This is a genomic window from Domibacillus iocasae (genome assembly GCF_001750285.1).
GTDB classification, from domain to species: domain Bacteria; phylum Bacillota; class Bacilli; order Bacillales; family Domibacillaceae; genus Domibacillus; species Domibacillus iocasae.
The window spans coordinates 50,148-72,108 of record NZ_MAMP01000012.1 but is presented as its reverse complement, the minus strand read 5'-3'; the positions used below and the strand labels follow the sequence as shown (position 1 = coordinate 72,108).

General features: G+C 37.9%; 35 protein-coding genes, 1 tRNA gene, 1 pseudogene and 1 riboswitch. Of the genes and pseudogenes, 12 read left to right on the top strand and 25 right to left on the bottom strand.

Translation table 11 applies throughout. The features are described from left to right. Positions 1–39 precede the first annotated feature (39 nt). Positions 40–198: a hypothetical protein gene (locus BA724_RS18505; protein ID WP_169818500.1), complete on the bottom strand. Its 159-nt coding sequence runs from the start codon at positions 196–198 to the stop codon at positions 40–42. Between the two features lie 244 nt (positions 199–442). Here BA724_RS18505 and BA724_RS04860 point away from each other — a divergent pair, with 244 nt between their 5' ends. Further along, entirely contained in the window at positions 443–832 is a 390-nt protein-coding gene (locus tag BA724_RS04860; RefSeq protein WP_069937545.1) for a hypothetical protein, read from the top strand. 366 nt (positions 833–1,198) lie between these two features. Continuing rightward, on the top strand, positions 1,199–2,668 hold the full coding sequence (locus BA724_RS04855) for a recombinase family protein (protein WP_069937544.1): 1,470 nt from the start codon (positions 1,199–1,201) through the stop codon (positions 2,666–2,668). On the opposite strand, the gene BA724_RS17860 is transcribed toward BA724_RS04855, so the two are convergent. The 4 genes from BA724_RS17860 to BA724_RS04840 form a co-directional block, all read right to left on the bottom strand. Beyond that, positions 2,595–2,939, bottom strand: coding sequence for a hypothetical protein (locus tag BA724_RS17860; protein ID WP_083256076.1), 345 nt, complete (start codon positions 2,937–2,939; stop codon positions 2,595–2,597). The two genes, BA724_RS04855 and BA724_RS17860, sit on opposite strands and share 74 nt — an antisense overlap. A gap of 162 nt (positions 2,940–3,101) precedes the next feature. Next, positions 3,102–3,302, bottom strand: a complete 201-nt coding sequence (locus BA724_RS04850; RefSeq protein WP_069937543.1) for a hypothetical protein — start codon at positions 3,300–3,302, stop codon at positions 3,102–3,104. A gap of 51 nt (positions 3,303–3,353) precedes the next feature. Then, the gene (locus BA724_RS04845; RefSeq protein ID WP_069937542.1) at positions 3,354–3,608 is read right to left on the bottom strand and encodes a hypothetical protein; all 255 of its coding nucleotides are present in this window, start codon (positions 3,606–3,608) and stop codon (positions 3,354–3,356) included. A gap of 269 nt (positions 3,609–3,877) precedes the next feature. After that, the gene (locus tag BA724_RS04840; protein WP_069937541.1) at positions 3,878–4,468 is read right to left on the bottom strand and encodes a YiiX/YebB-like N1pC/P60 family cysteine hydrolase; all 591 of its coding nucleotides are present in this window, start codon (positions 4,466–4,468) and stop codon (positions 3,878–3,880) included. A 146-nt stretch (positions 4,469–4,614) separates the two neighbouring features. Between BA724_RS04840 and BA724_RS17855 the strand changes: the two genes are divergently transcribed. Continuing rightward, positions 4,615–4,716 (top strand): YjcZ family sporulation protein, encoded by a 102-nt coding sequence (locus BA724_RS17855; protein WP_141719874.1) that lies wholly within the window; start codon positions 4,615–4,617, stop codon positions 4,714–4,716. Positions 4,717–4,768: 52 nt separating this feature from the next. On the opposite strand, the gene BA724_RS04835 is transcribed toward BA724_RS17855, so the two are convergent. The 3 genes from BA724_RS04835 to BA724_RS04825 are packed head-to-tail and all read right to left on the bottom strand — an operon-like array spanning position 4,769 to position 5,867. Next, positions 4,769–5,338 (bottom strand): manganese catalase family protein, encoded by a 570-nt coding sequence (locus BA724_RS04835; protein ID WP_069937540.1) that lies wholly within the window; start codon positions 5,336–5,338, stop codon positions 4,769–4,771. A gap of 24 nt (positions 5,339–5,362) precedes the next feature. Beyond that, on the bottom strand, positions 5,363–5,671 hold the full coding sequence (locus tag BA724_RS04830; RefSeq protein WP_083256074.1) for a spore coat protein CotJB: 309 nt from the start codon (positions 5,669–5,671) through the stop codon (positions 5,363–5,365). Continuing rightward, complete coding sequence (locus BA724_RS04825; protein ID WP_069937538.1) at positions 5,619–5,867, bottom strand: spore coat associated protein CotJA; 249 nt, start codon at positions 5,865–5,867, stop codon at positions 5,619–5,621. The genes BA724_RS04830 and BA724_RS04825 overlap by 53 nt, the downstream gene beginning before the upstream one ends. A gap of 148 nt (positions 5,868–6,015) precedes the next feature. Between BA724_RS04825 and BA724_RS04820 the strand changes: the two genes are divergently transcribed. Continuing rightward, positions 6,016–6,246, top strand: coding sequence for a hypothetical protein (locus BA724_RS04820; RefSeq protein WP_069937537.1), 231 nt, complete (start codon positions 6,016–6,018; stop codon positions 6,244–6,246). A gap of 133 nt (positions 6,247–6,379) precedes the next feature. Further along, positions 6,380–6,450, top strand: a tRNA-Tyr gene (locus BA724_RS04815). Positions 6,451–6,515: 65 nt separating this feature from the next. Here the strand turns inward: BA724_RS04815 and BA724_RS04810 are convergent. The 5 genes from BA724_RS04810 to BA724_RS04790 form a co-directional block, all read right to left on the bottom strand. Further along, positions 6,516–7,370 carry an STAS domain-containing protein gene (locus BA724_RS04810; RefSeq protein ID WP_141719873.1) on the bottom strand — a complete coding sequence of 285 codons (855 nt, stop codon included), beginning with the start codon at positions 7,368–7,370 and terminating at the stop codon, positions 6,516–6,518. Positions 7,371–7,416: 46 nt separating this feature from the next. Beyond that, positions 7,417–8,043, bottom strand: coding sequence for an MBL fold metallo-hydrolase (locus BA724_RS04805; protein ID WP_069937852.1), 627 nt, complete (start codon positions 8,041–8,043; stop codon positions 7,417–7,419). Positions 8,044–8,191: 148 nt separating this feature from the next. Then, entirely contained in the window at positions 8,192–8,431 is a 240-nt protein-coding gene (locus BA724_RS04800; RefSeq protein WP_069937536.1) for a WGxxGxxG family protein, read from the bottom strand. A gap of 123 nt (positions 8,432–8,554) precedes the next feature. Further along, positions 8,555–8,737 carry a hypothetical protein gene (locus BA724_RS04795; protein ID WP_069937535.1) on the bottom strand — a complete coding sequence of 61 codons (183 nt, stop codon included), beginning with the start codon at positions 8,735–8,737 and terminating at the stop codon, positions 8,555–8,557. A gap of 300 nt (positions 8,738–9,037) precedes the next feature. Further along, positions 9,038–9,340, bottom strand: a complete 303-nt coding sequence (locus tag BA724_RS04790) for an IDEAL domain-containing protein (protein WP_069937534.1) — start codon at positions 9,338–9,340, stop codon at positions 9,038–9,040. Positions 9,341–9,459: 119 nt separating this feature from the next. Here BA724_RS04790 and BA724_RS18500 point away from each other — a divergent pair, with 119 nt between their 5' ends. From BA724_RS18500 to BA724_RS04780, 5 genes and pseudogenes are all read left to right on the top strand, one after another. Next, positions 9,460–9,618, top strand: coding sequence for a hypothetical protein (locus tag BA724_RS18500; RefSeq protein ID WP_169818499.1), 159 nt, complete (start codon positions 9,460–9,462; stop codon positions 9,616–9,618). 199 nt (positions 9,619–9,817) lie between these two features. Continuing rightward, positions 9,818–10,039 (top strand): DUF2188 domain-containing protein, encoded by a 222-nt coding sequence (locus tag BA724_RS04785; RefSeq protein ID WP_069937533.1) that lies wholly within the window; start codon positions 9,818–9,820, stop codon positions 10,037–10,039. A gap of 266 nt (positions 10,040–10,305) precedes the next feature. Next, the gene (locus tag BA724_RS18495; RefSeq protein WP_169818498.1) at positions 10,306–10,473 is read left to right on the top strand and encodes a hypothetical protein; all 168 of its coding nucleotides are present in this window, start codon (positions 10,306–10,308) and stop codon (positions 10,471–10,473) included. Positions 10,474–10,620: 147 nt separating this feature from the next. Next, a pseudogene (locus BA724_RS17850) lies at positions 10,621–10,969 on the top strand (cupin domain-containing protein); the annotation flags it as partial. Between the two features lie 323 nt (positions 10,970–11,292). Then, positions 11,293–12,042 carry a TraR/DksA C4-type zinc finger protein gene (locus BA724_RS04780; protein WP_069937532.1) on the top strand — a complete coding sequence of 250 codons (750 nt, stop codon included), beginning with the start codon at positions 11,293–11,295 and terminating at the stop codon, positions 12,040–12,042. Between the two features lie 237 nt (positions 12,043–12,279). Here BA724_RS04780 and BA724_RS04775 read toward each other — a convergent pair whose 3' ends face one another. Together BA724_RS04775 and BA724_RS18490 are read right to left on the bottom strand one after the other, a co-directional pair. Further along, the gene (locus tag BA724_RS04775; RefSeq protein ID WP_245676147.1) at positions 12,280–12,609 is read right to left on the bottom strand and encodes a hypothetical protein; all 330 of its coding nucleotides are present in this window, start codon (positions 12,607–12,609) and stop codon (positions 12,280–12,282) included. Between the two features lie 228 nt (positions 12,610–12,837). Next, positions 12,838–13,011 carry a hypothetical protein gene (locus tag BA724_RS18490; protein ID WP_169818497.1) on the bottom strand — a complete coding sequence of 58 codons (174 nt, stop codon included), beginning with the start codon at positions 13,009–13,011 and terminating at the stop codon, positions 12,838–12,840. Positions 13,012–13,730: 719 nt separating this feature from the next. On the opposite strand from BA724_RS18490, the gene BA724_RS04770 reads away from it, so the two are divergent. Further along, a complete protein-coding gene (locus tag BA724_RS04770; protein ID WP_069937531.1) occupies positions 13,731–14,225 on the top strand; it encodes a L,D-transpeptidase family protein in 495 nt (164 codons plus the stop codon). A gap of 459 nt (positions 14,226–14,684) precedes the next feature. On the opposite strand, the gene BA724_RS04765 is transcribed toward BA724_RS04770, so the two are convergent. The 6 genes from BA724_RS04765 to BA724_RS04740 all read right to left on the bottom strand — a co-directional run bounded on the left by BA724_RS04765 (position 14,685) and on the right by BA724_RS04740 (position 17,448). Continuing rightward, a complete protein-coding gene (locus tag BA724_RS04765) occupies positions 14,685–15,008 on the bottom strand; it encodes a hypothetical protein (RefSeq protein WP_069937530.1) in 324 nt (107 codons plus the stop codon). A gap of 52 nt (positions 15,009–15,060) precedes the next feature. Continuing rightward, positions 15,061–15,151: riboswitch (cyclic di-GMP riboswitch) on the bottom strand. Between the two features lie 588 nt (positions 15,152–15,739). Continuing rightward, the gene (locus tag BA724_RS04755) at positions 15,740–16,042 is read right to left on the bottom strand and encodes a hypothetical protein (protein ID WP_069937528.1); all 303 of its coding nucleotides are present in this window, start codon (positions 16,040–16,042) and stop codon (positions 15,740–15,742) included. Positions 16,043–16,364: 322 nt separating this feature from the next. After that, the gene (locus BA724_RS18485) at positions 16,365–16,526 is read right to left on the bottom strand and encodes a hypothetical protein (protein ID WP_169818496.1); all 162 of its coding nucleotides are present in this window, start codon (positions 16,524–16,526) and stop codon (positions 16,365–16,367) included. A gap of 15 nt (positions 16,527–16,541) precedes the next feature. Continuing rightward, positions 16,542–16,676, bottom strand: coding sequence for a hypothetical protein (locus BA724_RS18985; RefSeq protein ID WP_281181990.1), 135 nt, complete (start codon positions 16,674–16,676; stop codon positions 16,542–16,544). Between the two features lie 137 nt (positions 16,677–16,813). Beyond that, positions 16,814–17,062: a hypothetical protein gene (locus BA724_RS04745; protein ID WP_069937527.1), complete on the bottom strand. Its 249-nt coding sequence runs from the start codon at positions 17,060–17,062 to the stop codon at positions 16,814–16,816. 155 nt (positions 17,063–17,217) lie between these two features. Further along, complete coding sequence (locus BA724_RS04740; RefSeq protein ID WP_069937526.1) at positions 17,218–17,448, bottom strand: hypothetical protein; 231 nt, start codon at positions 17,446–17,448, stop codon at positions 17,218–17,220. Positions 17,449–17,682: 234 nt separating this feature from the next. On the opposite strand from BA724_RS04740, the gene BA724_RS04735 reads away from it, so the two are divergent. Continuing rightward, positions 17,683–17,862 (top strand): small acid-soluble spore protein H, encoded by a 180-nt coding sequence (locus BA724_RS04735; protein WP_069937525.1) that lies wholly within the window; start codon positions 17,683–17,685, stop codon positions 17,860–17,862. 629 nt (positions 17,863–18,491) lie between these two features. Here the strand turns inward: BA724_RS04735 and BA724_RS04725 are convergent. The 4 genes from BA724_RS04725 to BA724_RS04705 all read right to left on the bottom strand — a co-directional run bounded on the left by BA724_RS04725 (position 18,492) and on the right by BA724_RS04705 (position 21,737). After that, a complete protein-coding gene (locus BA724_RS04725) occupies positions 18,492–18,926 on the bottom strand; it encodes an RNA-binding protein (RefSeq protein WP_069937523.1) in 435 nt (144 codons plus the stop codon). Positions 18,927–19,268: 342 nt separating this feature from the next. Beyond that, entirely contained in the window at positions 19,269–19,568 is a 300-nt protein-coding gene (locus tag BA724_RS04720; protein ID WP_069937522.1) for a hypothetical protein, read from the bottom strand. Positions 19,569–21,342: 1,774 nt separating this feature from the next. After that, positions 21,343–21,537, bottom strand: coding sequence for a hypothetical protein (locus BA724_RS04710; protein ID WP_069937520.1), 195 nt, complete (start codon positions 21,535–21,537; stop codon positions 21,343–21,345). Continuing rightward, positions 21,537–21,737: a hypothetical protein gene (locus BA724_RS04705; RefSeq protein WP_069937519.1), complete on the bottom strand. Its 201-nt coding sequence runs from the start codon at positions 21,735–21,737 to the stop codon at positions 21,537–21,539. Before BA724_RS04705 ends, BA724_RS04710 begins: the two co-directional genes overlap by 1 nt. Between the last annotated feature and the right edge of the window lie 224 nt (positions 21,738–21,961).

The window sequence follows — 21,961 nt, the reverse complement described above, 5'->3', positions numbered from 1 at the left end:
CTTCGCTTTTTTATCACTTTTGCGTCTATCCTGTGCTGGCTAAATCGATTGCTGATTATTTTTACGAGGCGTTATTTCATAGCTGGTGATCACTACCTGTGTCCCGGTATGACGAGAAAGAATTTTTTCGAGGACTGCTTTTACTCGCTCTGCTTTTTCAGGTGTAAAGTCAATCGGTTCAAAAATAGGCTTTTCCATCAGATTACCGCCTTTCACAGTTGAAATTTGTAGGCTGTCTTAATAATATGCCTGCTTAGCTGACTTCTTTCTTCATTGCTGAAACAACAGCGTCCTTTGCAAAAAATATTTGATGTACATAAGCTCCAGTTTCTCACTTGTAATAAGTTGTCTCATTCTTCAGTACATTTTCCTCAGCAAAACTAATTATTATAAAGCGTAAGGACTAAATAAAATCGGCTAAATAGAAAGGCGATTTGCCATTATGCTATTTTCAAAAACGGTGGGCCAGCTATTAAAAGATAAAAGCCTAGAGGTATCATCAGAAATTAGCAAGAAGCTGAATAAACGATATACTTCTTTTCTTAATGAAAGTGGTCTCGTTGATAATACGATTACTAAATGGCGGGCACAGTTAATTGTTTTGATTGGGACAGCGACTTTATCCGAAGATGATGCTGATGTCGCTGATCAGGTAGCCGAATGGGCTATGCAAACATCTGAAGGATCTGTTCATTATGGAATAGGAATCGATGGATTAATGCTCACTGTGCGCTGTTATCGGGGAGTCATTTGGGATTATATCGAAAAAGAAGTAGAGATCGACAATATGCGACCTTCAAGGAACCTTGAAAAGTGCTATTTCGGCCCATAAAATGATGTAATAATGAAATTCTCTCCCTCAACTTTCAAACGTAATATTTATATATGTTTTTTAAACATCAGAACTAATTACGCCTGTCTCTTTAAAGGACAGGTTTTTAATTGGTAATTTTTCACTTTAACCTTCCCCTTTGATTTGTTTATTTATACGTTCAAAAAGAACCCATATTCCCATAAGTACAAATTGGAAACGAGCAGTCACATGAGCTATACAAAAGCCCACCTTTTGCTTTTGGTATTTTATATTCCGTCAGCTTATATCGGCCTAGATTCAGGACGTAAATATAAAGAAATTGTATATCGTGAGGCATTGGGTACTACTATGTGTTAGGGAGTGCTTGATAGTGAGGTGAAACGAATGAAATCTGCTCTTTATATACGAGTATCTACAGAAGAGCAAGCGCAGCACGGGTATTCACTCGCTGCGCAGGAAGAAAGGCTGCGCGCCTATGCAATGTCGCAAGACTGGGAAATTGTAAAGATCTATCGGGATGAGGGCCGGTCAGCGAAGGATTTAAAGCGGGAGCAATTACAGCGAATGCTGACGGATTTAAAAGGTGGGTTATTTGAAGTGGTCCTGGTTTATCGTCTCGATCGTCTCACGCGTTCGGTCATTGACCTATACAAGCTTCTTAAAATTTTTGATGAGCACAACGTTAAGTTTAAGTCAGCGACAGAAGTTTATGATACGACAACCGCGATTGGCCGTTTATTTATTACGCTTGTGGCAGCATTAGCGCAATGGGAACGCGAAAACCTTGCTGAGCGTGTTAAATTCGGCATGTTAAAAAAAGCGAGCTTGGGCGAATGGACGGGCGGCGTCATTCCTTATGGCTATGCATTCGATGGGCAGTCTCTTCAAGTAATCAAAAATGAAGCGGATATTATTAAAAAAATATTCAAGATGGGGAAAACGAAAGGAATGGAGAGTATAGCCAGTGCATTAAACCAGGAAGGCTGCCGTACGAAGAAAGGTTTCCATTGGAGCGGTTTTTCTGTGCACTATATTCTCAGAAATCCTGTTTATATAGGAATTTTCCGCTATAATGACGGCAGCGGAAAAACGTATCAGTCCTTAGAAGACCAGCGAACATTTAAGAGTGATCACATTGAGCCTATTATTACGGAAGAAGCATTTTGGGAAATTCAGAAAATACTTGATCGCAGAAAACATAATAGCGGCAAAGCATCGACTGGCAAGTATTACTTTACCTCTGTGTTGCGCTGCGGCAAGTGTGGCGCTTCTATGACCGGTACTGCTTACAAATATAAAGAAAAGAATGGGGAAATAACGAAAACGAAATATTATCGCTGTTCGAACAAAGTGAAAATGAAAAGCTGTACGATGCCTCAAATAAAGGAAAGCAGATTAGCAGAAGAATTAATACGAGTATTCGATGACTTGACAAAAAGCTGGTTTTCAAAGTCGCAGACAAAGCGAATTGTTGATTTAGATGATAACGCAAAGGCTGCCGCTAATGAACTTGATAAAATAAGAAAAGCAATCGACAAATACAAATTAATGTTCATCAACGACCTCATTGATATTGAAGAATTGAATAATCAGCTATCTGTTTTGAAAACACAAGAAAAAAATGTAACTGCTGAATTAAACAAACAATCAGAGACGGAAAATGTGGCTGAGCTCTCCACTCAAGAATTAGAAAATCTGATTTATCATTTTAAATCCGTCTGGGACATTGCCGAGGATGAAGAACGCAAGCAATTAATCACGTCCATCTTTTCCGAAATTGTCATTGATGCCAATGAAGAATCTTCTTATGGGCCGGGTACATCAAAACAGTTTTGGTTCGTTCGTGCAAAATAACGGGACTGACAAGGGGATATATGCTTTTACCTGTCATAGGGAGATCAATCATTGCATCCCAATCTTCTTTCGCAAGAGTTAATCCAACTGCCATAATTTTTTTGCTTTCAACAACTTCAAGCGCCGGTTTCATGGCTGTTATTCGTTTGTCTAAATAAGTAGAGACCTGTACAATGTAAACTTCATTCCTCAGTCTGGAAAAATCGCGGATAAATCCGATAATCCGTTCCTGGCCATTCGCAATCATGACCCAGTCACCAGGTTTGAGCATGTGTCCCCCCTCCTCGCCGCCACTACTATTTATATTAGATGCATATGTCCGCTTGTGTGCGCTTGTTTTTAGCATTGAATTTAAATTTCTTTCTGGATTTTTCACATAAAAAAAGGTGCTGTTTCCATCAAACATACCTGACTGGAGACAACACCTTTTTGCCTATTCCGGTGAAACCATTCCACCTGCCCCGGCCGACAAGCTGTCCGAATGCGCTCGGACTTGTTTATTTTTATTTACTTTTTCATCCACTGGCATCATTTTCACTTCAACGCCAAGATCTTTTAGTGCGCTTATTACAGTAGACTCGATATGAGGATGTACCGCTTCATCAAATGATAGTTCAACCAATACTTTTTTCATCCGAATGCCTCCTAATTTGTTCGTAAAAGAGTATGCCGCCTGATTCTTTGTTTATTCTTCTTGTCCAACATTTTTCTCGAGAAATTCATAGCCGGATACAGTAACGGAATATTCTTCTTCAATAGAGTATCCAACGATTTCTTTTCCTTCACCAGAACGGTTTACTGTAATGCCTGTAGCAAGATTGTTGGAATCGAGGAAATGCAGTGCTTCTCCGAACGCTTCAAGGTCCACACTGCCCTGCTCTGGTTTTATACCATTTTTCATCTTAGCTAATATGTGTAATGCCCGCTTTTCCACTTGCATGACTGGTCACTTCCTTTTTCCTTTTCAGTATTCATTCTTTTCCCGTTTTTGTTTTATTATATGCCTGTTTTCCAAAAAAATATTTGAATTTTGCACATAATGTATTAACAATGAATTTAATTTCTGAATTGATTTATACTAATGCTGCTTGTTTATTTTTTTAAGAAGGAGCGGATTTTTTTGATTAGAACAAAGCGGCGTGATTTTTTGTATTTATGTGTTTATGGGGCGAGTGTGCTGACAATTGCTTTTTTGCTTTCAACTGAACATCATGGGACGATTTCAAACATCGGATAAACGTGTGGGTCTGCGGCGATATGTTCTGGATAGACAAACCCCGCTTCAGTACGAGGAAATCGAATGCCAATTTGCCTAAAACATTGGTCAACAAATTCTGAACAAATATACGCTTCATTTTCTTTATGCCGGCCAACCCCAAGGCTGATTCTTGTTAAAATCCGGATCAACTCTGTTTGATCGTAGTTTCGGTTAAGAGAGCCAATAGCTTTTCCGATCATATTTTGTAAAAGAGTCCTGTCAAAAGAAGAATCAATTAATGTTTCATGACGTGCCAAATAAAGCGCACCTTTATACTTTCTTCCTGTATTATTATAGTTCGTCACGTAATGCGATAGCGGGATAATACGAACGCCGGCGCTCTCCACACTTTCAAATACGAGAACCCGGCCGTTCCATTCAAACAAAAAAGCGACATGGCTCATAAAAGAATTAGAGGCTTTTTTAATAAGCTCGCTAATTAAATACGTTCCGCTGCAAAACAAAAGGTCGCCGGTTTGAATACTTTGTCTCGCTTGTTCATACTGAACCTGGACGATTCCTTGAAACTTTTTTGTCTTCACTTCCCATCCTCCTCTAAAAACAACCCCGTCATTTATACAATATGCTTTGTTTTCTAAGTCGTTATTGAAGGCACTTCGCTTTTCTTGCCAATTAGTCCAAGAAGCATTTTCTTTTGGCATACACTGACGTGTAAGAAGTGGAAAAAGTGAGTTGTAAAGAAGAAACCGGCGGGGGATACGGATCTGGATCTGTACTCGTTGTCGTTTTGTTTATTCTCCTGGTCATCATCGGGACGTCGTTCATTTAACTTTTTTCACAAAATAAAACCAGAGCCGCTCAAGCGCTCTGGTCTTTGTTCATTAAAATACTTTTTTCTGGTCTCGCTCGTCTTTCAATATCTCTACGGCTTCCCGAAAGCGCTGGGAATGAACAACTTCCCGCTCTCTCAAAAAGCGAAGGGAGTCATTTAAGTCTGGATCGTCAGAAACGTCGATAAGCCATTGATAGGTCGCTCTCGCTTTTTCTTCTGCGGCGATATCTTCATACAAATCAGCGATCGGATCTCCTTTTGCCTGAATATAAGCGGCGGTGAACGGTACGCCTGCTGCATTGTTGTAAAAAAGGGCACTGTCATGGCTGACATAATGCTCAGCCAAACCCGCGTCACGAAGCTGCTGCGGCGTTGCATCTTTTGTCAGCTTATAAATCATTGTTGCAATCATTTCCAAATGGGCAAACTCTTCCGTCGCTATGTCATTAAGAACCCCAATCACCTTATCGGGAATGGTATAGCGCTGATTCATATAACGAAGCGCGGCTGCCAGTTCCCCATCCGCTCCCCCATACTGTTCCATTAAATATTTCGCCAGTGTGGGATTGCACGTACTCACTTTTACCGGGTATTGCAGTTTTTTCTCATACGTCCACATTCCATTTCCACCTTTTCAACTTTTTTAGATTTGCCAGGGCCAAGGAGATTTGCTCCATTCCCAAACGTTTGGCGAAGAATTCAAACTGCCTTGCTGCAATGGGCCAAATTGAGATTCAAAAGCTCGTTTCAACTGCTTGCTATACTGAGCAAACTGATTATATTGCCCAATAGCCTGTCCATCATCTGGATGGGTATCTAAATATAAGGTTAATTCCACTAAAACAAAGTCGGCGGCTTGAATTTCTTCCAGCTGCTTATAGTAATCGTTCGGATATGGTTTATCCACGGGGTTTCCCCGCCCCTTTCCGATATGGATTATCATAATAATCATAAAACACTTTCCAAAGCGTTCCTTTTCTTAGTGCATCTGCAGGTGAAAATTGCGGCAGGCCCGGCGGCTGAAATCCTAAATACAAACTAGGCGGCGTACTGAAGTATTTACGGCCGATCGGCGGGCATGGGTCGCATGGGCCACGGAATGGAACATATGACTTTACATTTGTAAAAGGTGGTGGCTGGCTGTTCACATTTTCTCCCCCTATCCATTGTTCATTGTCTATGTGTATGTTCCTTTCTGCTCAATATGTATAGAAGGGACCCTATTTAAAAACCAAAGAAAAGTGGTTTTTCTTTGATTGCTTTAAGGGTACAGCATACAAAAAGGAGCGATTCTATATGAATATTGATTATCAGCGTCTTTACGAAGACTACTTAATTTCAACAGAAGAAAGAACAAGACGGCTTGAGCTTGATGAATTTGAAGATGAAAAGCAGCACATGGCCAATTGGCTGCAAAAAGTGCGGGGAATGACGCCAGAGCAAGCACAAGCCGTTATCGAACATTCGCCGATCAGCAAACAAATTGAACAGGCTCATAAAAGAGAAAACGACCCATCGCACGGTTAAAATAAAAAATATAAACGCCCGCTAATATAATGCAGGCGTTTTTTTCAGTATACTCCTGCTTATTTTAAAAAGATGGTAAACTGGGAGAATATTTGGTTTATCTAATGAATAAACTAGATTTATAAAACATTACGGTGGTATAGCCAAGCGGTAAGGCGCTGGGCTGTAAAACCTTTATCCTCGGTTCAATTCCGAGCACCACCTTTAACTGGACAAAAAATAAGAAAGGAGCCTAAGTGCTAGGCTCCTTTCTTATTTTTCTCACTGAGTTATCTATTTTTCAGTAATCGAATATCATGAAATGCCTGATGTAAATTTGCTTTTACCTTTAATCCATCGATATTTAACCCGAGACTCGTCATCGTTTGAGCGACTTCAGGGCGGATGCCGGTAACAATGGTTTCCACTCCAATGAGTGATAACGCGTCAATTACCTTAAAAAGCTGATCCGCCACCATTGTATCAATAATTTGCACGCCTGAAACATCAAGAATAAGGTGCGTTAATTTTAAATCTATCGCCTGCTCTAACGCTTTTTCCATTAATAAGCGTGACCGTTCTGTATCAATATTGCCGATTAATGGCAGTACACCGACTCCTTTTAAAAGTGGCACAACAGGCACCGACACTTCCAGAAAAGCACTTTTTGCGTTTTCAAGTGTCTTCTGATGTGATTGAACGTACGTTAAGCTGAAGTAGTATACAGCATGATCTAACAATGGGTCAAATATAGAAACGAGCTTAAAAACAGAGGCGGCAGACAGACTTTTCGCAACCGTATCTTTCTCCATTGCTTTCCATATATTTGCACGATAATAACTTGTATCTTTCAGCGCTTCATCCAAAGGTGTCCCAAGGTTAAAAAAGTAAGTACCCGTTTCTTTGCCCCATTTCTCTATTTTTTCAAATGAGGTTTGAGAATTTGAATAGTCACGTATCCCTTCCCCAAGCAGTCCAATGAACTCAGTTCGAATGTCTAGAATGTTTTGTTCAAGCGTCTGGAATACTCGTTTTTCTTGTTCGGACATATGCACTCCAGCCATTCTTTCCTGATGAACCAATTTAGCAATCTCTTGTTTTTTTCTCATAATCGTCTCACCCAATAACTTTAGTTCATCCTTCACGTCCCCTGCCCCTTTTCCATTTATAAATGTATCACCCCGCTTTTTATTAAAAAAACGGGTTATGTTTGATTTCCTGTCCAATCGTTGTGACTTGATCGTGACCTGGCAGCACATATGTATCTTCTGGTAATGAAAATAACTTATCACGAATGCTTTTTAAAAGCTCTTTTTCCTGACCGCCCTTTAAGTCCGTTCGGCCGATACCGCCTTTAAACAGCGTATCCCCGGCTATAACCAGACCTGATTCTTTAAAATAAAAGCTGACACTTCCCGGCGAGTGACCCGGCGTTTCAAGTACATGAAAGGTGAACCCGTCAATAGCCGTCTTTTCTTCTTTTGAAAATAAATGATCCGCACCCTTTATAACCACTGGCTCAACATCTTCGTATTTTTCAGAACCGTTCAAAAGCGGATTTGACAGCCACTTTTTTTCCTTTTGATGGATATAGGCCGGAATGCTATACTGTTCACGAAGGATGTCCACCGCGCCTATATGATCAAAATGGGCATGTGTTAATAAAACCGCCTGCGGCTTCAGCTTTTTCTTTTGAACAAACTGGTGAATTTTCTTTTCTTCATCACCTGGATCAACGATTAAGCAACGTCCTTTTTTATTATAAACAACATACGCATTCGTTTGAAGCAGCCCGACCGGCAGTCGTATCCAATCCACCATTATTCTGCCCCATTTCTATGTTTTAGCTTTTTTTATTATAGTGTATCCAAGCAAGGTCGTATAGTATTGCTTATGCTCAACGCCGAAAGCTCGTTAAAAGTTCATCGACCGACAAAGAAAAAGCACCCCGAAGGATGCTGAATCATCATTTTCTATCGGTCCGTCTTTTTAATCCGAAAAGACCGAGTAACCCAAGAAGACCAAGCCATCCCCAATTCATCTCGTCGTCATCAGCATTAACAGCGTTGTCTGTCATATTATTATTTTGAGCCATCTCCATAATGGAATGATTATCGGCGCCGCTGCTTTGAGCGCTTGCGCTTATTCCATACAGCATGACAGCAAGAGTGAGAACAGAGATTGAATAAAGTATTTTTTTACACATAAATACCTACCTCCTTTGTATGGTCACTCCATAATGTGCCCGCTTGAAAGAACGATTATCCACACCTATCTATCTTCAAAAAAAAACACCACAGTTGGCGCTTTTAAAAATCAAGGTTTACATTCACGACATACTTATCACTTTTAATTTATCTTTACTTACGTTCAATTTTTTGCTTAACGCTTCTTTAACCAGCATACTCACACCATCATCTGAGTCCGGCTCGATCTCTACCTGTTCATAACGTTGCCCGCCTTCTGGCATCCCATTAAAGTCCAAGCGAGAGTAACTCACTTTAATTTTCATTACATCATCTCCTTATTCCTTACATTCGACTAAAAGAGACAATTCCCTCTTTATTTGACCTCTGTTTCCCCTACTGATAGATGAAAGTAATATTAGCGAGGGATAATGTTAGCGGCCAGGGACATTTTTTTGACTTTTTTGTATATTTTTTTCTGGAATAGGCATGATATAGACGTCGGGATCTTCATCCCTTCTACTCCTATTTCAGCCAGTCTTTGTATACCGGGGAATCCCCGGCTTTTTTTTCGTCTTGAAAGGACACAGTGGTCATTCTTTTTGTTGAACGACTTGCCAGCTGTTTCACGAAATAACCGCTTCCTTTGTCAATTCTTCAAACCACTGCTTGTCCTTTGTTAAAAGGGCTAAATCAATGAGCGTCGTTTTATCCTGATATTGATTCAGCAACTTAGCAGCAGGGTTGAGCCGATTTGCTTCATAAATGCCCTGCGTCGGTTTACGCCATTCAATTGTATCGCCAATTATCCAGCCCACTTTTGTAAACTCGATGCATTCTTCATGCCAGCTATAACTTTGAATGTTGCTTATATATCCAATGGCTGTCACATCGCCGATTTTGATTGTTCTCCACTCTCCCATTTCCATTATGACTTCCTCCTTTTCATTTTTTCTTTCGTCTCAGAAATAAGAAAATAATGTTTTTTTTCCTTTAAAGTGGGTATATTTATAATTAAAATCCCACAATTAAGGAGGTTTTCTGCAACATGGCGCCAATTGAACTATTTGGCTGGTTTTTGGCTGGTTTTTTAATGGTCTGTTTCATTGGCTCCCTGGTCTTTATATCGAGAAAACCTAAATTGTTTTCGGAATCCGATGATGGCTCTTCAAAAAATCGTTATGTGAGAATGAAAAGAAAAAATTAAGATATTGCTTCTAACACTTTTTTATTTTTATTATTTGAATGTATGTAAAGAATTGCTGTAATAGACTTCTGATATATTTATTCGAACACTGCTAAAGCCAGCCATATGTTCGTCTCGTCCTTCCCCAATTACATGTTTTTCTTTCTAATGAGCTGGTATTGAAGCAAAAAGTACTGTTGTAAGCAAGGAGATGAATGTTATGGGCAAAGACCAGCATGTTTCAAAACATGAACAAGGATGGCAAGTAAAAGGAACCGGTAATTCCAAGGCAACCAAGCTATTCGAGACACAAAAAGAGGCTCAGGACTTTGCAAAAGAGCTTGCAAAGAATCAGCAATCAGAAGTGATTATACATGGACGAGATGGACAGATTCGGGGAAAGGACAGCTATGGAAACGACCCCTATCCACCAAAAGGATAAAATTTGATAAACAGGCCTGCACATCTTTTTTAAAGCAAAATACGAATGGAGCTCCGCTATCGTGGGGCTTCTTTTTTTATTTACCTAGTTCTAAATCCATCAAATTTGTCATACGTTAATATTGATGCTTCATGTTTTCCACTGCCCGCAGGCTTTCTAGTTCGTAAATGCCTGGCATCGTTTTTGGACTTTATTGCACTCTTAACAAACAAATATTCTGTTTTTACTAGATAGACACGTTCACTATACGGTAGGAGGTTTCATACATGGTTTCAATCGACACTTTCGGCTGGATTTTATGTGCACTATTAGCTTTAAGCTTTATCATTTCGATCATCTTCCTACCAAAAGAATCAAAATTAGATATAGAATCTGATGATACATCTCAAGAAAATAAAATCCTAAAACGAAAAGTGAAAAATGATCATTTATAAAGCGCTGCCGGCGCTTTTTTCATTTGTTGTTCGGACAATCGTACAGTAATACGTTTTAATCATGACGAACACCAAGGGGATGATCAGGGCATAATATGCCTTTAACGTTTGTTTTTACCATTACGATAAAGAAGTGAGGAAGAATTTATGGACTCCAATCTGGATTACACATCTCCATTCACTCAATTTACGTTTGATGTAAATAAAAGCCCCTTGTTTAGAACAAGATAGCAAAAATTATATTAATGTTCTTGGTGTACAGCAGCTAAATAGCTTAAAAAATGTGTCTCTACTCGACATTTTCCTGAGTACGCAATACGCAAAACGTTGTAGAACCGCACTATCACCAAAACGCAGCAGAACTTGTTTATTGTGTTTCCGGTGCAGCTTCAGTCTCGATGCCGACTCCTTTCACAAAGCAAATTCAAGAATACGCTATTACGTCTGGGCAAGTAGAAACATTCCGCAGGGCTGGTGGCATTATGAAATAGCCACAACTGTAATAAAGAAAAAAACAGTCACTTAACCAATCTATACATGACCATCACCAGCAGCCCCAATATCTTCAGCCATACCACCAAATACCTTATATTCCCTGTAATCCGCAATATGGAAAGTAAGCAAAAATAAATTCATCTATTAAGTGCAGGCCCTGGCCTGTTAAAAGAGTAGTGATAATACGTAAAAAAACAAACCGGGAAATTTTTCTTCTAAGAGTCAAAATAGCTTCTTTGGGAATCCTACGTAAGAATAGCTTTCCCATTTAGGTATAAACATGATGTACAAAACCTTAAAAATGGAATGTAAAGGACTGAATTTATGCTGAACAAAGCCCAATTAGCCGATTTTCGCACAGAGTTAACCAACAGAAAAAAGGAATTAGAAGCCCATTTTGAGGATAATGATCACTTCCAATTACCAAGAAGCTTGTCTGACTCCACGAGAGAATTATCCGTTTATGACAATCACCCGGCTGATATCGGAACTGAGCTATTTGAGCGGGAAAAAGATATTGCGTTGGATGAACACTCCAGATTTGAATTGCAGGATATCGATACAGCCTTAGAAGCCATTCAAAATGGAACATATGGCATTTGCAAGATCTGCAAAAAAGAAATTCCAGTAGAACGTCTAGAAGCTGTACCAACAACTTTGTTTTGTGTTAAGGATTCACAAGACCAGCATGTTTCTCGTGACCGGCCGATTGAAGAAAGTGTCCTGGCTCCTCCTTTTGGAAGGTTTGATATGGATGTAAAAGATGAAAATGTCGCCCATGATTCTGAGGATTCCTGGCAGGAAGTCGCTCAATATGGAACGTCCGAATCTCCATCCGATTTTGCCAATCCGCCCGAGGATTACGGGGATATGTATGTAGAATCTCAAGAAAATATAGGTTATGTGGAGGATTACGAAAATTTTGCTGCAGCCGATATTACTGGTGAAAAAATGGAGATATATCCTTCTACAGAACATGAAAATTATGAAGAGGTATTAGACGCAGAAAATCTCATGACACCTTTTGGAGACTTACCTGCAGCTGAGAAAGAGCCATATACCAAAAAAGACTGATTCAATTACACACTTAAAAGATTGAAAACCAGCTGTAACCTTAGGAAAAGCAGCAGCTGGTTTTTTATTCAAATTAATAATGACTTTTTAGAAATCGTATGAATTCCCCACAAAAAAAGATCATCTGGATGCTCCACGTTACTTATTGAGTTCCTTATAAGCCAAAACTTTTAAAGTTAATATTTCTTCTTCAGTTAGTTTACTTTCAAGTATGTTCACTAATTCTTGTTTCTTTTCTTAAGTGAGGCCACCTTGAACACTCGATCGAATTTCATGTAATTCACTTGGACTAAATTTTTTAACTAATTCCCTCGTCGCTTCTTCTTTCGTTTCAAATAGCAATGATGAGCTGTCTACATTTGCTCCCTCTGTAACGAATTTTTGTAATTCAGGATCACTATTAATTTTTTGTTTGATATTCTCGAGTTCTCCACTATTTTCAAGCTGTGCTGCTACTTGGTTCATTACTTTTTCAGAAGCCATTTTAGTTCCAAAATAATAAAGCCTAACACCTAAAGCAACGACAACGATGACTAACCCAAATAAAACTTTAAAGGCTCTCTTCAAGATAAAACCCTCCTAAAAAATAAAAAGCTATCTTCAAAAGAGTATCAGAGCACTTAAAATTTTTCTGGATTTTCCAGTATCTTTTTTGTGTATTTATTTCTGAAAATGGGCATGCTGGAGTTATAAGGAACTCATCCTTCCAACTCCTATGTCAGCCTTTGTATGCCGAGGATCTTACTCGGCTTTTTTTATTTATACTTGAAAAGAGCTTTAGTTTTAGGAAGAGCATTAGAGATTCCCGTTTGAATGAACTACGCGCTTTCGCCGTGACGAGAATCTTCCATCCATCGTTTGTTCTGCTTTCCTTAAATAAGCTGGTCGTTTTTCTTCAAACTTTTCACAATACGTATTCATTTCTTCCTGTGTCCACTGCTGTTCAACGATTGCTCTACGATTGGCCATTTATATTCCCTCCAATGGTACGACTGGCATTTTGTACAGCCGCCATGATTTGAAAATATTTTCCCCCTATCTAACCTGATCATACGCGATTAAATACGGATTTCGTTTTAACATTCCAACCGCTTATTCTGCATTTAAAATCCACTGTGCAGAGTTTCGCTGCTCTTTTTAATGAGTCGTTTTCGTTCTTCTTTTCAATAAGCAAGCTTGTTTATTTTTCTTTATACGGGGTACATTAACATTTATCTAAAGAATAAGGTTTATTCGTACGGAGGTTTTCTCAATATGTCGTCAACCGAGCTTTTTATCTGGATCATTTTAACCGTTTTAGAAGTTATCTTCATTTACCCATTCGTTTTCAAGCTAATAAAATTTAAATGGTTTTCGGAATCGGAATATGAGCTGTCCCAAAAAAACAATCAAAAGCTCAAGAAGAAATTCAGGATCTGATATAAAAAAAGAAGTTCTCTCACCAAAAGTGAGTTAACCGGTTTTCATTTTTAAATCAGATCATATTGAATTAATGAATAAAACAGTTTATAAATATATCACGCAGGCGTCCGTTTTGGACGATTTCAAACAATGCTTAAACTGTCCCTTTTATATTAGTGCTAATATTGACATTAACATGGATACTGTTTTTTTAATCTGTCCTTCAATTTTAAAGCAGCCGTGAATAAGATGGAGTATTAAGGTAAAAAAGGAGGTTTAGGTTTACTTTGATCCACACAGTTAAGCGCGGTGAAACGCTTTCCTCGATCGCTGGAGATTATCGTCTTTCCTTAGCATCTCTTATTGCTGCCAATCCAGGCTTTACACCGAATCTGATTTACGTGGGACAGCGAATTGTTATTCCAGGCTTTCCTTCTCCATCCACAATCCCTTTTTCCATTTACATCTCCCTCTCAAACAGAACCCTGACTTTACTTTATCAGGGACAGACAAGGAAAGTGTATCCCGTTGGGGTTGGCAGAATGCTTCATGAAACGCCTAGAGGAGATTTTATTCTTATTAATAAAGCCCCTAATCCAGGAGGTCCTTATGGAACGATGTGGATGAGCTTATCTAAAAAAGGATATGGGATTCATGGCACAAATGATCCGTCATCGATTGGAAAATATGTATCAAAAGGCTGTGTCCGCATGCATAATCAGGATGTAGAAGAGCTTTCCAGAACAATCCCGATCGGAACCCTCGTTTCCATCAGGCCGTAGCTTTTTTAACTTAGATTCATATGACTTTTTGAAACAGGTTCTATTTGTCTTTTTCCTATTCAACACATAGCCCGGTACTCGTTTGAGTACCGGGCTATGTGTTCATAATGCAGTTTTTCGAGCAGGTATTTTCTATCACTTGCAAATTCATTTATATAATAAAGTATTTTAAGCTGATGAGTGGAAAGATTCTTAAGCGTATAAAGCTCTCTTTTTTTTGCTTAGGCTTTTCGGCTGTGAAAATGTTGGCTTTCTTAAATTCCGCACCTGCCGCCTTTTAAAGCAGTAAGCCCGGATATAATCTTCCTGTATTTTTCCCACAATAATATTGCGATCAGTCCTTACTCTATCCTCAGTCATAGACATGAGCAAAATCGGTTGTGAGGCAACAATAAAAACAGGGATCGTTGTGTTAAGCAAAAAAGCACCTCATAAATGAAGTGCCATTTCCATTCTTTTTTATTGTTCTTTCTTTTTGTTTTCGTAAATAGATTGAAGCCTATCCTCTGCTTCTTGAAGGTTCATCGATAAACCAGTCAAAAATGCCAGCATGGGATCTTTCTCTGAAAGCTTCTTCATGGACTGAAAAACATTAGGTTTATGTTCTTTTAACAATGTCATTACTTCAATAGTGGGCAGCACTTCTTCTTGAGCATCTGCCCTTAAGAAAGACCGCAAAAACCTTACAAATACTAAAGTCGAGTCCATACTGTCCGGATAATTTTTCAATAAAACAAAAAACTTTTCTACATTCGCTTTTAATTCTGTTGTTTCTCTCCGCACTTTTCACCCTGCCTTATACAGTTATGGAACCAAATACGGAGGTACTCCCCTATTTAGTAGCCCGGCTGTCATAATTCAAACAATGAATAGTAGACCCGTGGCTTTGCGTCCTTCCCTTTCGGAGAAGTTTGCCTTTATCTTTAAAACTTATTAAATCATGTCGAATTATGTCGAGTCAATAGAATTATAGTAATTTATACAATTAATCCAGCTTTTTATACCTAGTCTTTCATAAACCTTTAGACTTGTTTACATAATGTTCTCACCGGTCGCTCTCATATATTAATCAAATCAAAAGAAGCTAAAAACCTCGGATCAATTTTGCATGATTCTGCGGCATAATAATCATCAAGAAATCTCGATAGCCGCAGTATCAGCCGACATGAGCAAGTGGAAAACAAAAATAGCAAGTAAAATTTCTAAAGACATGTGTTTGAAAGAAACATTAGATAGACGATAAAATGAACTCTTATTTTTAAGATCTATAAAATTAATTGAAATAATAAGAAAAAGCACCCTTTCATCAAGGTACTTTCGGTTTATAGTGATATGTATATTGCCATGCCTGAACACGACTAGAAGAACATATCCTATATGTTGAATAAAAAAAGCCCTGTCACAAAAATACACACGACCGGAACTTCCTCTTGTTTTACTCTGCATTCATTTTCGTATTTTCTGGCTGCAGCCGTGCTTCTCATTCATTAACCAAATGGATGCTCTTTCATTATTCAATCTGCTTTATTTAATAAGTTTTGCCGATGGTGATACTCTTCAAGTTCTCTTAAAAGTTTTTTAGTAATCCATTGTTGTGCGCTGCTTTTCAAATTATTAAATGACGTGTTTAAACACTCTGCCACTATTTCACCTTTATTTTTATTAAATGTTACAGTTCCATAGATAGCTACTGGATTTTCAAGTGGATTGTCTCTGTTTATCTGTTCTGCAACAACGGCAAAACGATAAAATGGACGGTTCGGAATTTCTACTAGTTTAACATCTCCAGAAATCAAAATGCGGTCATTATCTAACATTTTTTTCACCTCCTGTATGATTAAATATGAGCTATTTTTCAACATCTTATTCATAAAAATAATTAAATTTTGGACAAAGGCTGCTTAGAACGATCAATTTTCTTTTATGAAAAAATTTTTTTAACAACAAAAAAACCGATCATTTCATCGAAGGAAGCAGCGGCTGGACAATCTAAAACAGACGTCTATCCTTTATAAATAAAGGATAAGACGCCTGTCTTATTGGTTCATTTCGAATGAAGCATAATTTACACAAAAGAAGCCTCTCTATGAACCAACTTCAATACTGGTCTAAATGATTGATCATTTGATCTAATTGACTTTATGACAACAGTTCTTCTAGCGCTTTATCATACTTTTTGATTCTATCCAAATCTTTTTCAGTTGGATCAGGCACTGTAGGAATGTCTTTGTTATCCTTAATGTCTGCGATTTTCACTACTTTCGCTAATTCATTTTCTTTAGCACGGCGGACAAATTCCATATACGATTCGTCTTCTCACTTTGCCAGATAGTCAATCGCCGTTATAACTTTTTTGGAGAATTCTTCATTTCGCAAATCGTCCAGTGTTGTTTTCGTTTTTTCAATCACATCGCGGAGAATGACTATCGTTCTTAATTCATCATTTGACATGGTTAACATGACTCTTAACGGATGAGGTTTTTATGATACTTTACCACCTTTATTCCTCCGCAAACACAGATGTTTCAGTACATCTGCTTAAACCTCATTAAAAAAACAGCACTCACAACAGAATGCTGTTTTTAAACTCAATTAAATTCGTCCCCGGCAAATTTTTTAGTCAGGTAATCACGAAGATCTTTTATACAATCTGCTGATAAGGATGATTGTTGCGGATGTATTAAATCTCCAAAAGGTGCCCCCTTCACAAATTTTATAAGTCCCTCAAACTCTTTTCCCTTTTCAGCATCAAAACCAGCTACCTTCACGAACAAAACTTGTTGTCCAGTCCATTGATAGTCTACTGTATAGAACGCATTGTGCTGCTTTTCATGCATGAATAATTCCTCCTGTTAAGGTTATATTTAGATAACCTCTTTTAAGAAGAAATTGCAATCCTTCTTTATGTTCTTCTTATAATTTCGGCCATCATGACTCTTCCTTATTCATCCCATTATTTTGAACTTCGCCAGCATTTCTTTCATTTTCTTTATTATTTCTCATCATTTAGATCGGCTTCTATTTGGTCATTCTCATTAGTCCCCGTATCGTTATTTCGATCTGTTCCCTCATTTATATCGCTGTGGTTATTTTGCTGGACCTTTTCCTGCCCATTGTTACCTTCATTCTGTTGATCTTCTCCATTCCCACATCCGGCTAGCGCGAGTGTAAGCATAGCAATCACTCCACCAATCAACATTGGTTTTATCCAATTAACTTTCATTTCCAGATTCTCCTTTGATTCATTTTAATCATTAAATAGCATGTCCTTTTCGTGGACTGGCAATCAAAAAAATAGCTGGATTGTTCTTTTATCATTCCATCCTTATCCATGAAAATTTTTAGGAAAGCGAACACCGTTATATAATTCATTTAAACGCTTATTTTTAAGCATAATTAAACCTTTTTAAGCAAACATTACATTATGACCGTTATAAATTCAAAGGAGGTCATGACCATGAATAAATATAGAGCGCAGGAAATTGCCGCTTCACCAGTGATGGTCAATGTTACGTTTAATGATGTACCTGTCTACATACAACATGTGGAGGAAAATAATGAAACGGCTAGAATTTATCCTCTTGGTGAACCGCAGCAAGAACAAACTGTTCCTTTATCTGATTTACGAGAACATTAATTATTTCAGCATTTCTTCACTAAAAGCTGGTCCTGTTGTTTATCGATGAATGTTCTGAACCAGCAGCCATGAAATATATGTAAAGAGACCGAGTTTCTCACCTTCTGGACAAATAAAATATCTCTTTTTTACAAATAGAAAGACCCCCTCGAAGCTACACAGCTTCAGGGGTTGATTTTCATAGTATATTGATATGTATTGCTCGCATTCCCAATGGTGAGATATGTGATAGGGAAATAAGCAAATAACACAGGCAGAAAATGAGGAGCTTTCTTTTCCAGCGCTAAGTCTGGATTACACAAAAATTTCACACTCTCTAAACCAGTCAAAAAAGCCACTCAAATGAGTGACTAATTTAAAGTTGTCAGCCAGTAATATCCGAAGCCTAAACCTACAACTGTAATGACGAAATTTATGATTTTGCCTGGCACCTTAAATATTTTCAAAATTGTTCCGACTATTATCATGGAAAAAACAATCATTCCGAATAATATTATTTGATTCAATGCTATTCCATTCATAGTAGTGCTTAATAATAAAAAATTATAATCCATTTCTTCACTCCTTTTTCTTTAATCATACAACCATTAGAGCAAAGAAAAAAGCACCCTTGATGACGTTTTAATTTCTTATGCTACTATGACTTTAGAAAACCCCTGCATATATTCGAAAAATTCATCAATCGTTTCATTTTCTCCCAGTATAAGTTTTTTGACGACATCGTTATCTTTTAAAATAGTGAAGCGTTTTTCACCTGTTTGCCTATCAACAATTAATTCTACCTCGGCAACCCTTTTCTTCTTCTCGGCAAAATAGCCAACCTGCGTTGAAATTTTTTCAAACTCCACCATATACTCTGGTGAAGATAATTTGTATTTTTCCCCTTCCACCAGTTTAGTTAATTGTTCACTTAAATTGGTAAGCTTTTCTTCATCCCGACCCATCATTAACAATCCCACTCTTAGCTGATAATCATCAATCAACTCTACATTCGGTAAAATTGGTTCGGATCTTGTTGCTACAACAATTGCTTTACAAACTGAATTTGTAAATGTATTAGCCAAAAAATCTTCCCCTTTCATCAAATTACTACATTCAACGTTAGGAGCTTTTTTCCTTTCTCATATACGTCACCTGTACGCTAAAAAAAAAGCCTCCCAGTGTACTTTGAGATGCTTGGTATTTTCCTTTCTTGTTTTTCATATCCTTTATGGAGAAAAGAAAGGAGGGAATCTTCTGCGGTATGCATTACATTCACCGCTTATTTCTTACTGGTCTTTCCATGATACTTCTTACACTTCTGATTATTTTCCTTTTCAAAACATTGCTTTAACAAAAGGGGTGTTACCGGTCCTCCTTTTGCTCTTTTAATTTACTTTATTATATGAGGCTGTAAACAGAACATACTATAAATAAATATAAAAAGCTTTTTTCAAGACACAAGAAAAAGGCTCACATTTTTCAGTCTTCAATTTTCTGATTTGTCCGTTCAAGGTATGTCTAGGCAGATGATTTGTGATCCCGAGCAACTCCGCCATGTACTCAAACGTTAATCCTTCTGCTTTTACCAACGTGAACACATCTTTTTCACGCCTTATTAAATCACCAGGCATATCATCCAGCAGCCACGGTTCGTCAGCTGTGATTTTCTTCCCTTCTTCAACCACTTTATTTGGTACCAATGCTTCAATCAGTTTTGGATCCAAGATATAAAAACCTCTATTCGATCTGCTCCGTGTCTTGCATTAGGATTTCAGCTGGACATCATCTACTGAATCGCAAATTCCACTTCCCTGATCATCCTGTTAATGAGCGCCTTATCTTGAATATCCAGTTCCAACAATTCCAATTTAGCTTCAATGTCGCCTTTTATTTTCTTTAGAGTGCGTAAAAATTGTTTTTATTCGTAAATAAGTGTCCACTTATTCGATTAGTTATATTATACTGAATTCAAATTTGGCGTATTGTTAATTACTTATAAGGTAATTTCCCTGTATAAAAAGAGTTTCAATGGTTCATAATGAGAATATTGTTTTAAATTTCAAATCTTGAAATAGTCTTAATCATTTCTTAGCCGGGTCCTATCCCGGCTTTTTCTTGTGACTCAAGGTTGCCAATGGAATGCAATGAGCATGGGAAGAAGGAAAGCTCGGTCAGCCCCTTCCCCCCTGTAAATATTTGGTCAACTATCTAATATCCGTTTCCAGCTTGGCTTGACAAGGTTTATCGCCTTGTCGATTGATTACACGCTTGCCGTGTCCGCTTTCTGGAACAGGCAATTTTTAAGCTCACGGTTTTTGTAACGATGTGTGCTGCGCTTTCTATAAGGTCGATCTCTGCTGTCCTTTTTAGATCTATATTTGTTTTTTCACCGCATATAAATTTATTGTTGATAAGCTTTTTTAATACTTCTTCCTAATAGACAGTCATGATAACCTGGCTTTTTTTATTCTTGTATAAATATTTATGGAATAGTGCATACTGGTACTGTTAGTTCCAAAACTTAACTCCTACAACTCAGAACCATTTTTGCAGCCAGGAACTTGCCTGACTGTTTTTTTGTATTATTTTGTACTACTAACCAAATCGAAGCATATACTATTTACGGGGAGAAGGAAGCGTTCTTCTTCTATGTGCGTTTAATAGTATCACAGCTGTGATTTCACCCCTGTTGTCACAAGCTGGCTGCCCAGGAGCTCACTTCTGGGCATCTTTTTATTTCTCTCGCCTTTTAATTCAATTAATCTTCCACCGCTTCTTCGCCATCCCCAGACGTTCCCGCGCTAAAATGTGTTCATCCGACATTCCTTTTTCCATGAACCGTATATACTGGTCCTTACTTAAATCCCCGTTCGAATTGACTGACCGTTTCCGACCTGCGGAAAAATGAATCCCTACTCGTTTGTCTGCTTCTCTAACATAGGCCGGGCGCTTCCCTTCAAACTTCTTATTTCTTCCGGTGTCCACTGCTGCTTAATTACTGCTTTTAAACGGAAATATTCTCCTCGTTTTGAAATTAGACCTTTTAAAGCAACGCGTCCATTCCTCACGGCCACCTTGCCTTTTATATTCGAATTGTTCATGTTCATTTTTTTCTCTTTTCCTTCTCACACCATCGTCACTTGAAAAATGGCCTTATATATAATTCAATTACTATGGCTGTTGCGATTGATGCTGACGCCCCCATTGCATTAACATCATTCCCCATGTAATCAGCGACTGTGAAAAAAAGAAAAATTGCAATTAACAGAGACAGATATATCAGTTTTAATTCCAAGGTTGTTCCTCCGATGCTTCACGTTTAGCTTTTCCTGGTACACGGCTGTGTTTGTTCTATTTATCCCCAAGGATAAGTAATCTCATTCAGCCTGTCACATCGCTTTGTTTCGCACGAACAAAAGAAAAGAGCATATTTTGAAAATAGATTAATCAAAACATGCTCTTCTTGTATTAAATTGAATAATTCTTTTATAAAAGTGCTTAAACATTTTTCCGCAAATTCATTTGTAAGCTTCTAATCTTCTTCACACATTTTTTAAAACTGCGATTGATGTGTTCTGATTTAATGACAAAACGTTTTCCTATTTCGTAACGTTCATCCTCATACCAGTATAATGGGCTTACCACTTCCACATAACCGCCGGCTTCCGGCTTTTCCTCTGTCCCTTCGCTCATTACATTATAATTTCTAACGAATAAATATCAGAAGCAGTTAACGTTTGCTCTTTTGAATCTTTTTTACTTTTCTCTTCTGCTTCAATTTTAATTGCGGCTATTATGCTGCTAATAAAATCAAGACCTTCGCACGGCTCCATTTTCTCAATTGAGTCATAACTAATAACCCTGCCATCTTTAAACTTTATTATGGCCTTCAAATTATCATCTCCTTACAGTGGAATAATCATATTCCACGTAAAGAGACTTATGCTAATTTCTTCTTACTCTGTTTCCTTTATTTAATACCCATTTAAAATTTCACATTAAAAATCCAAATCATTATTTTTTATTGTCACACTCAAGTCGAAGGAATCATCCACTCTGTTTAGGAATATATGACCTTCTATAAACAGAAGTCATAATCAGATCGATAAAAATCCCT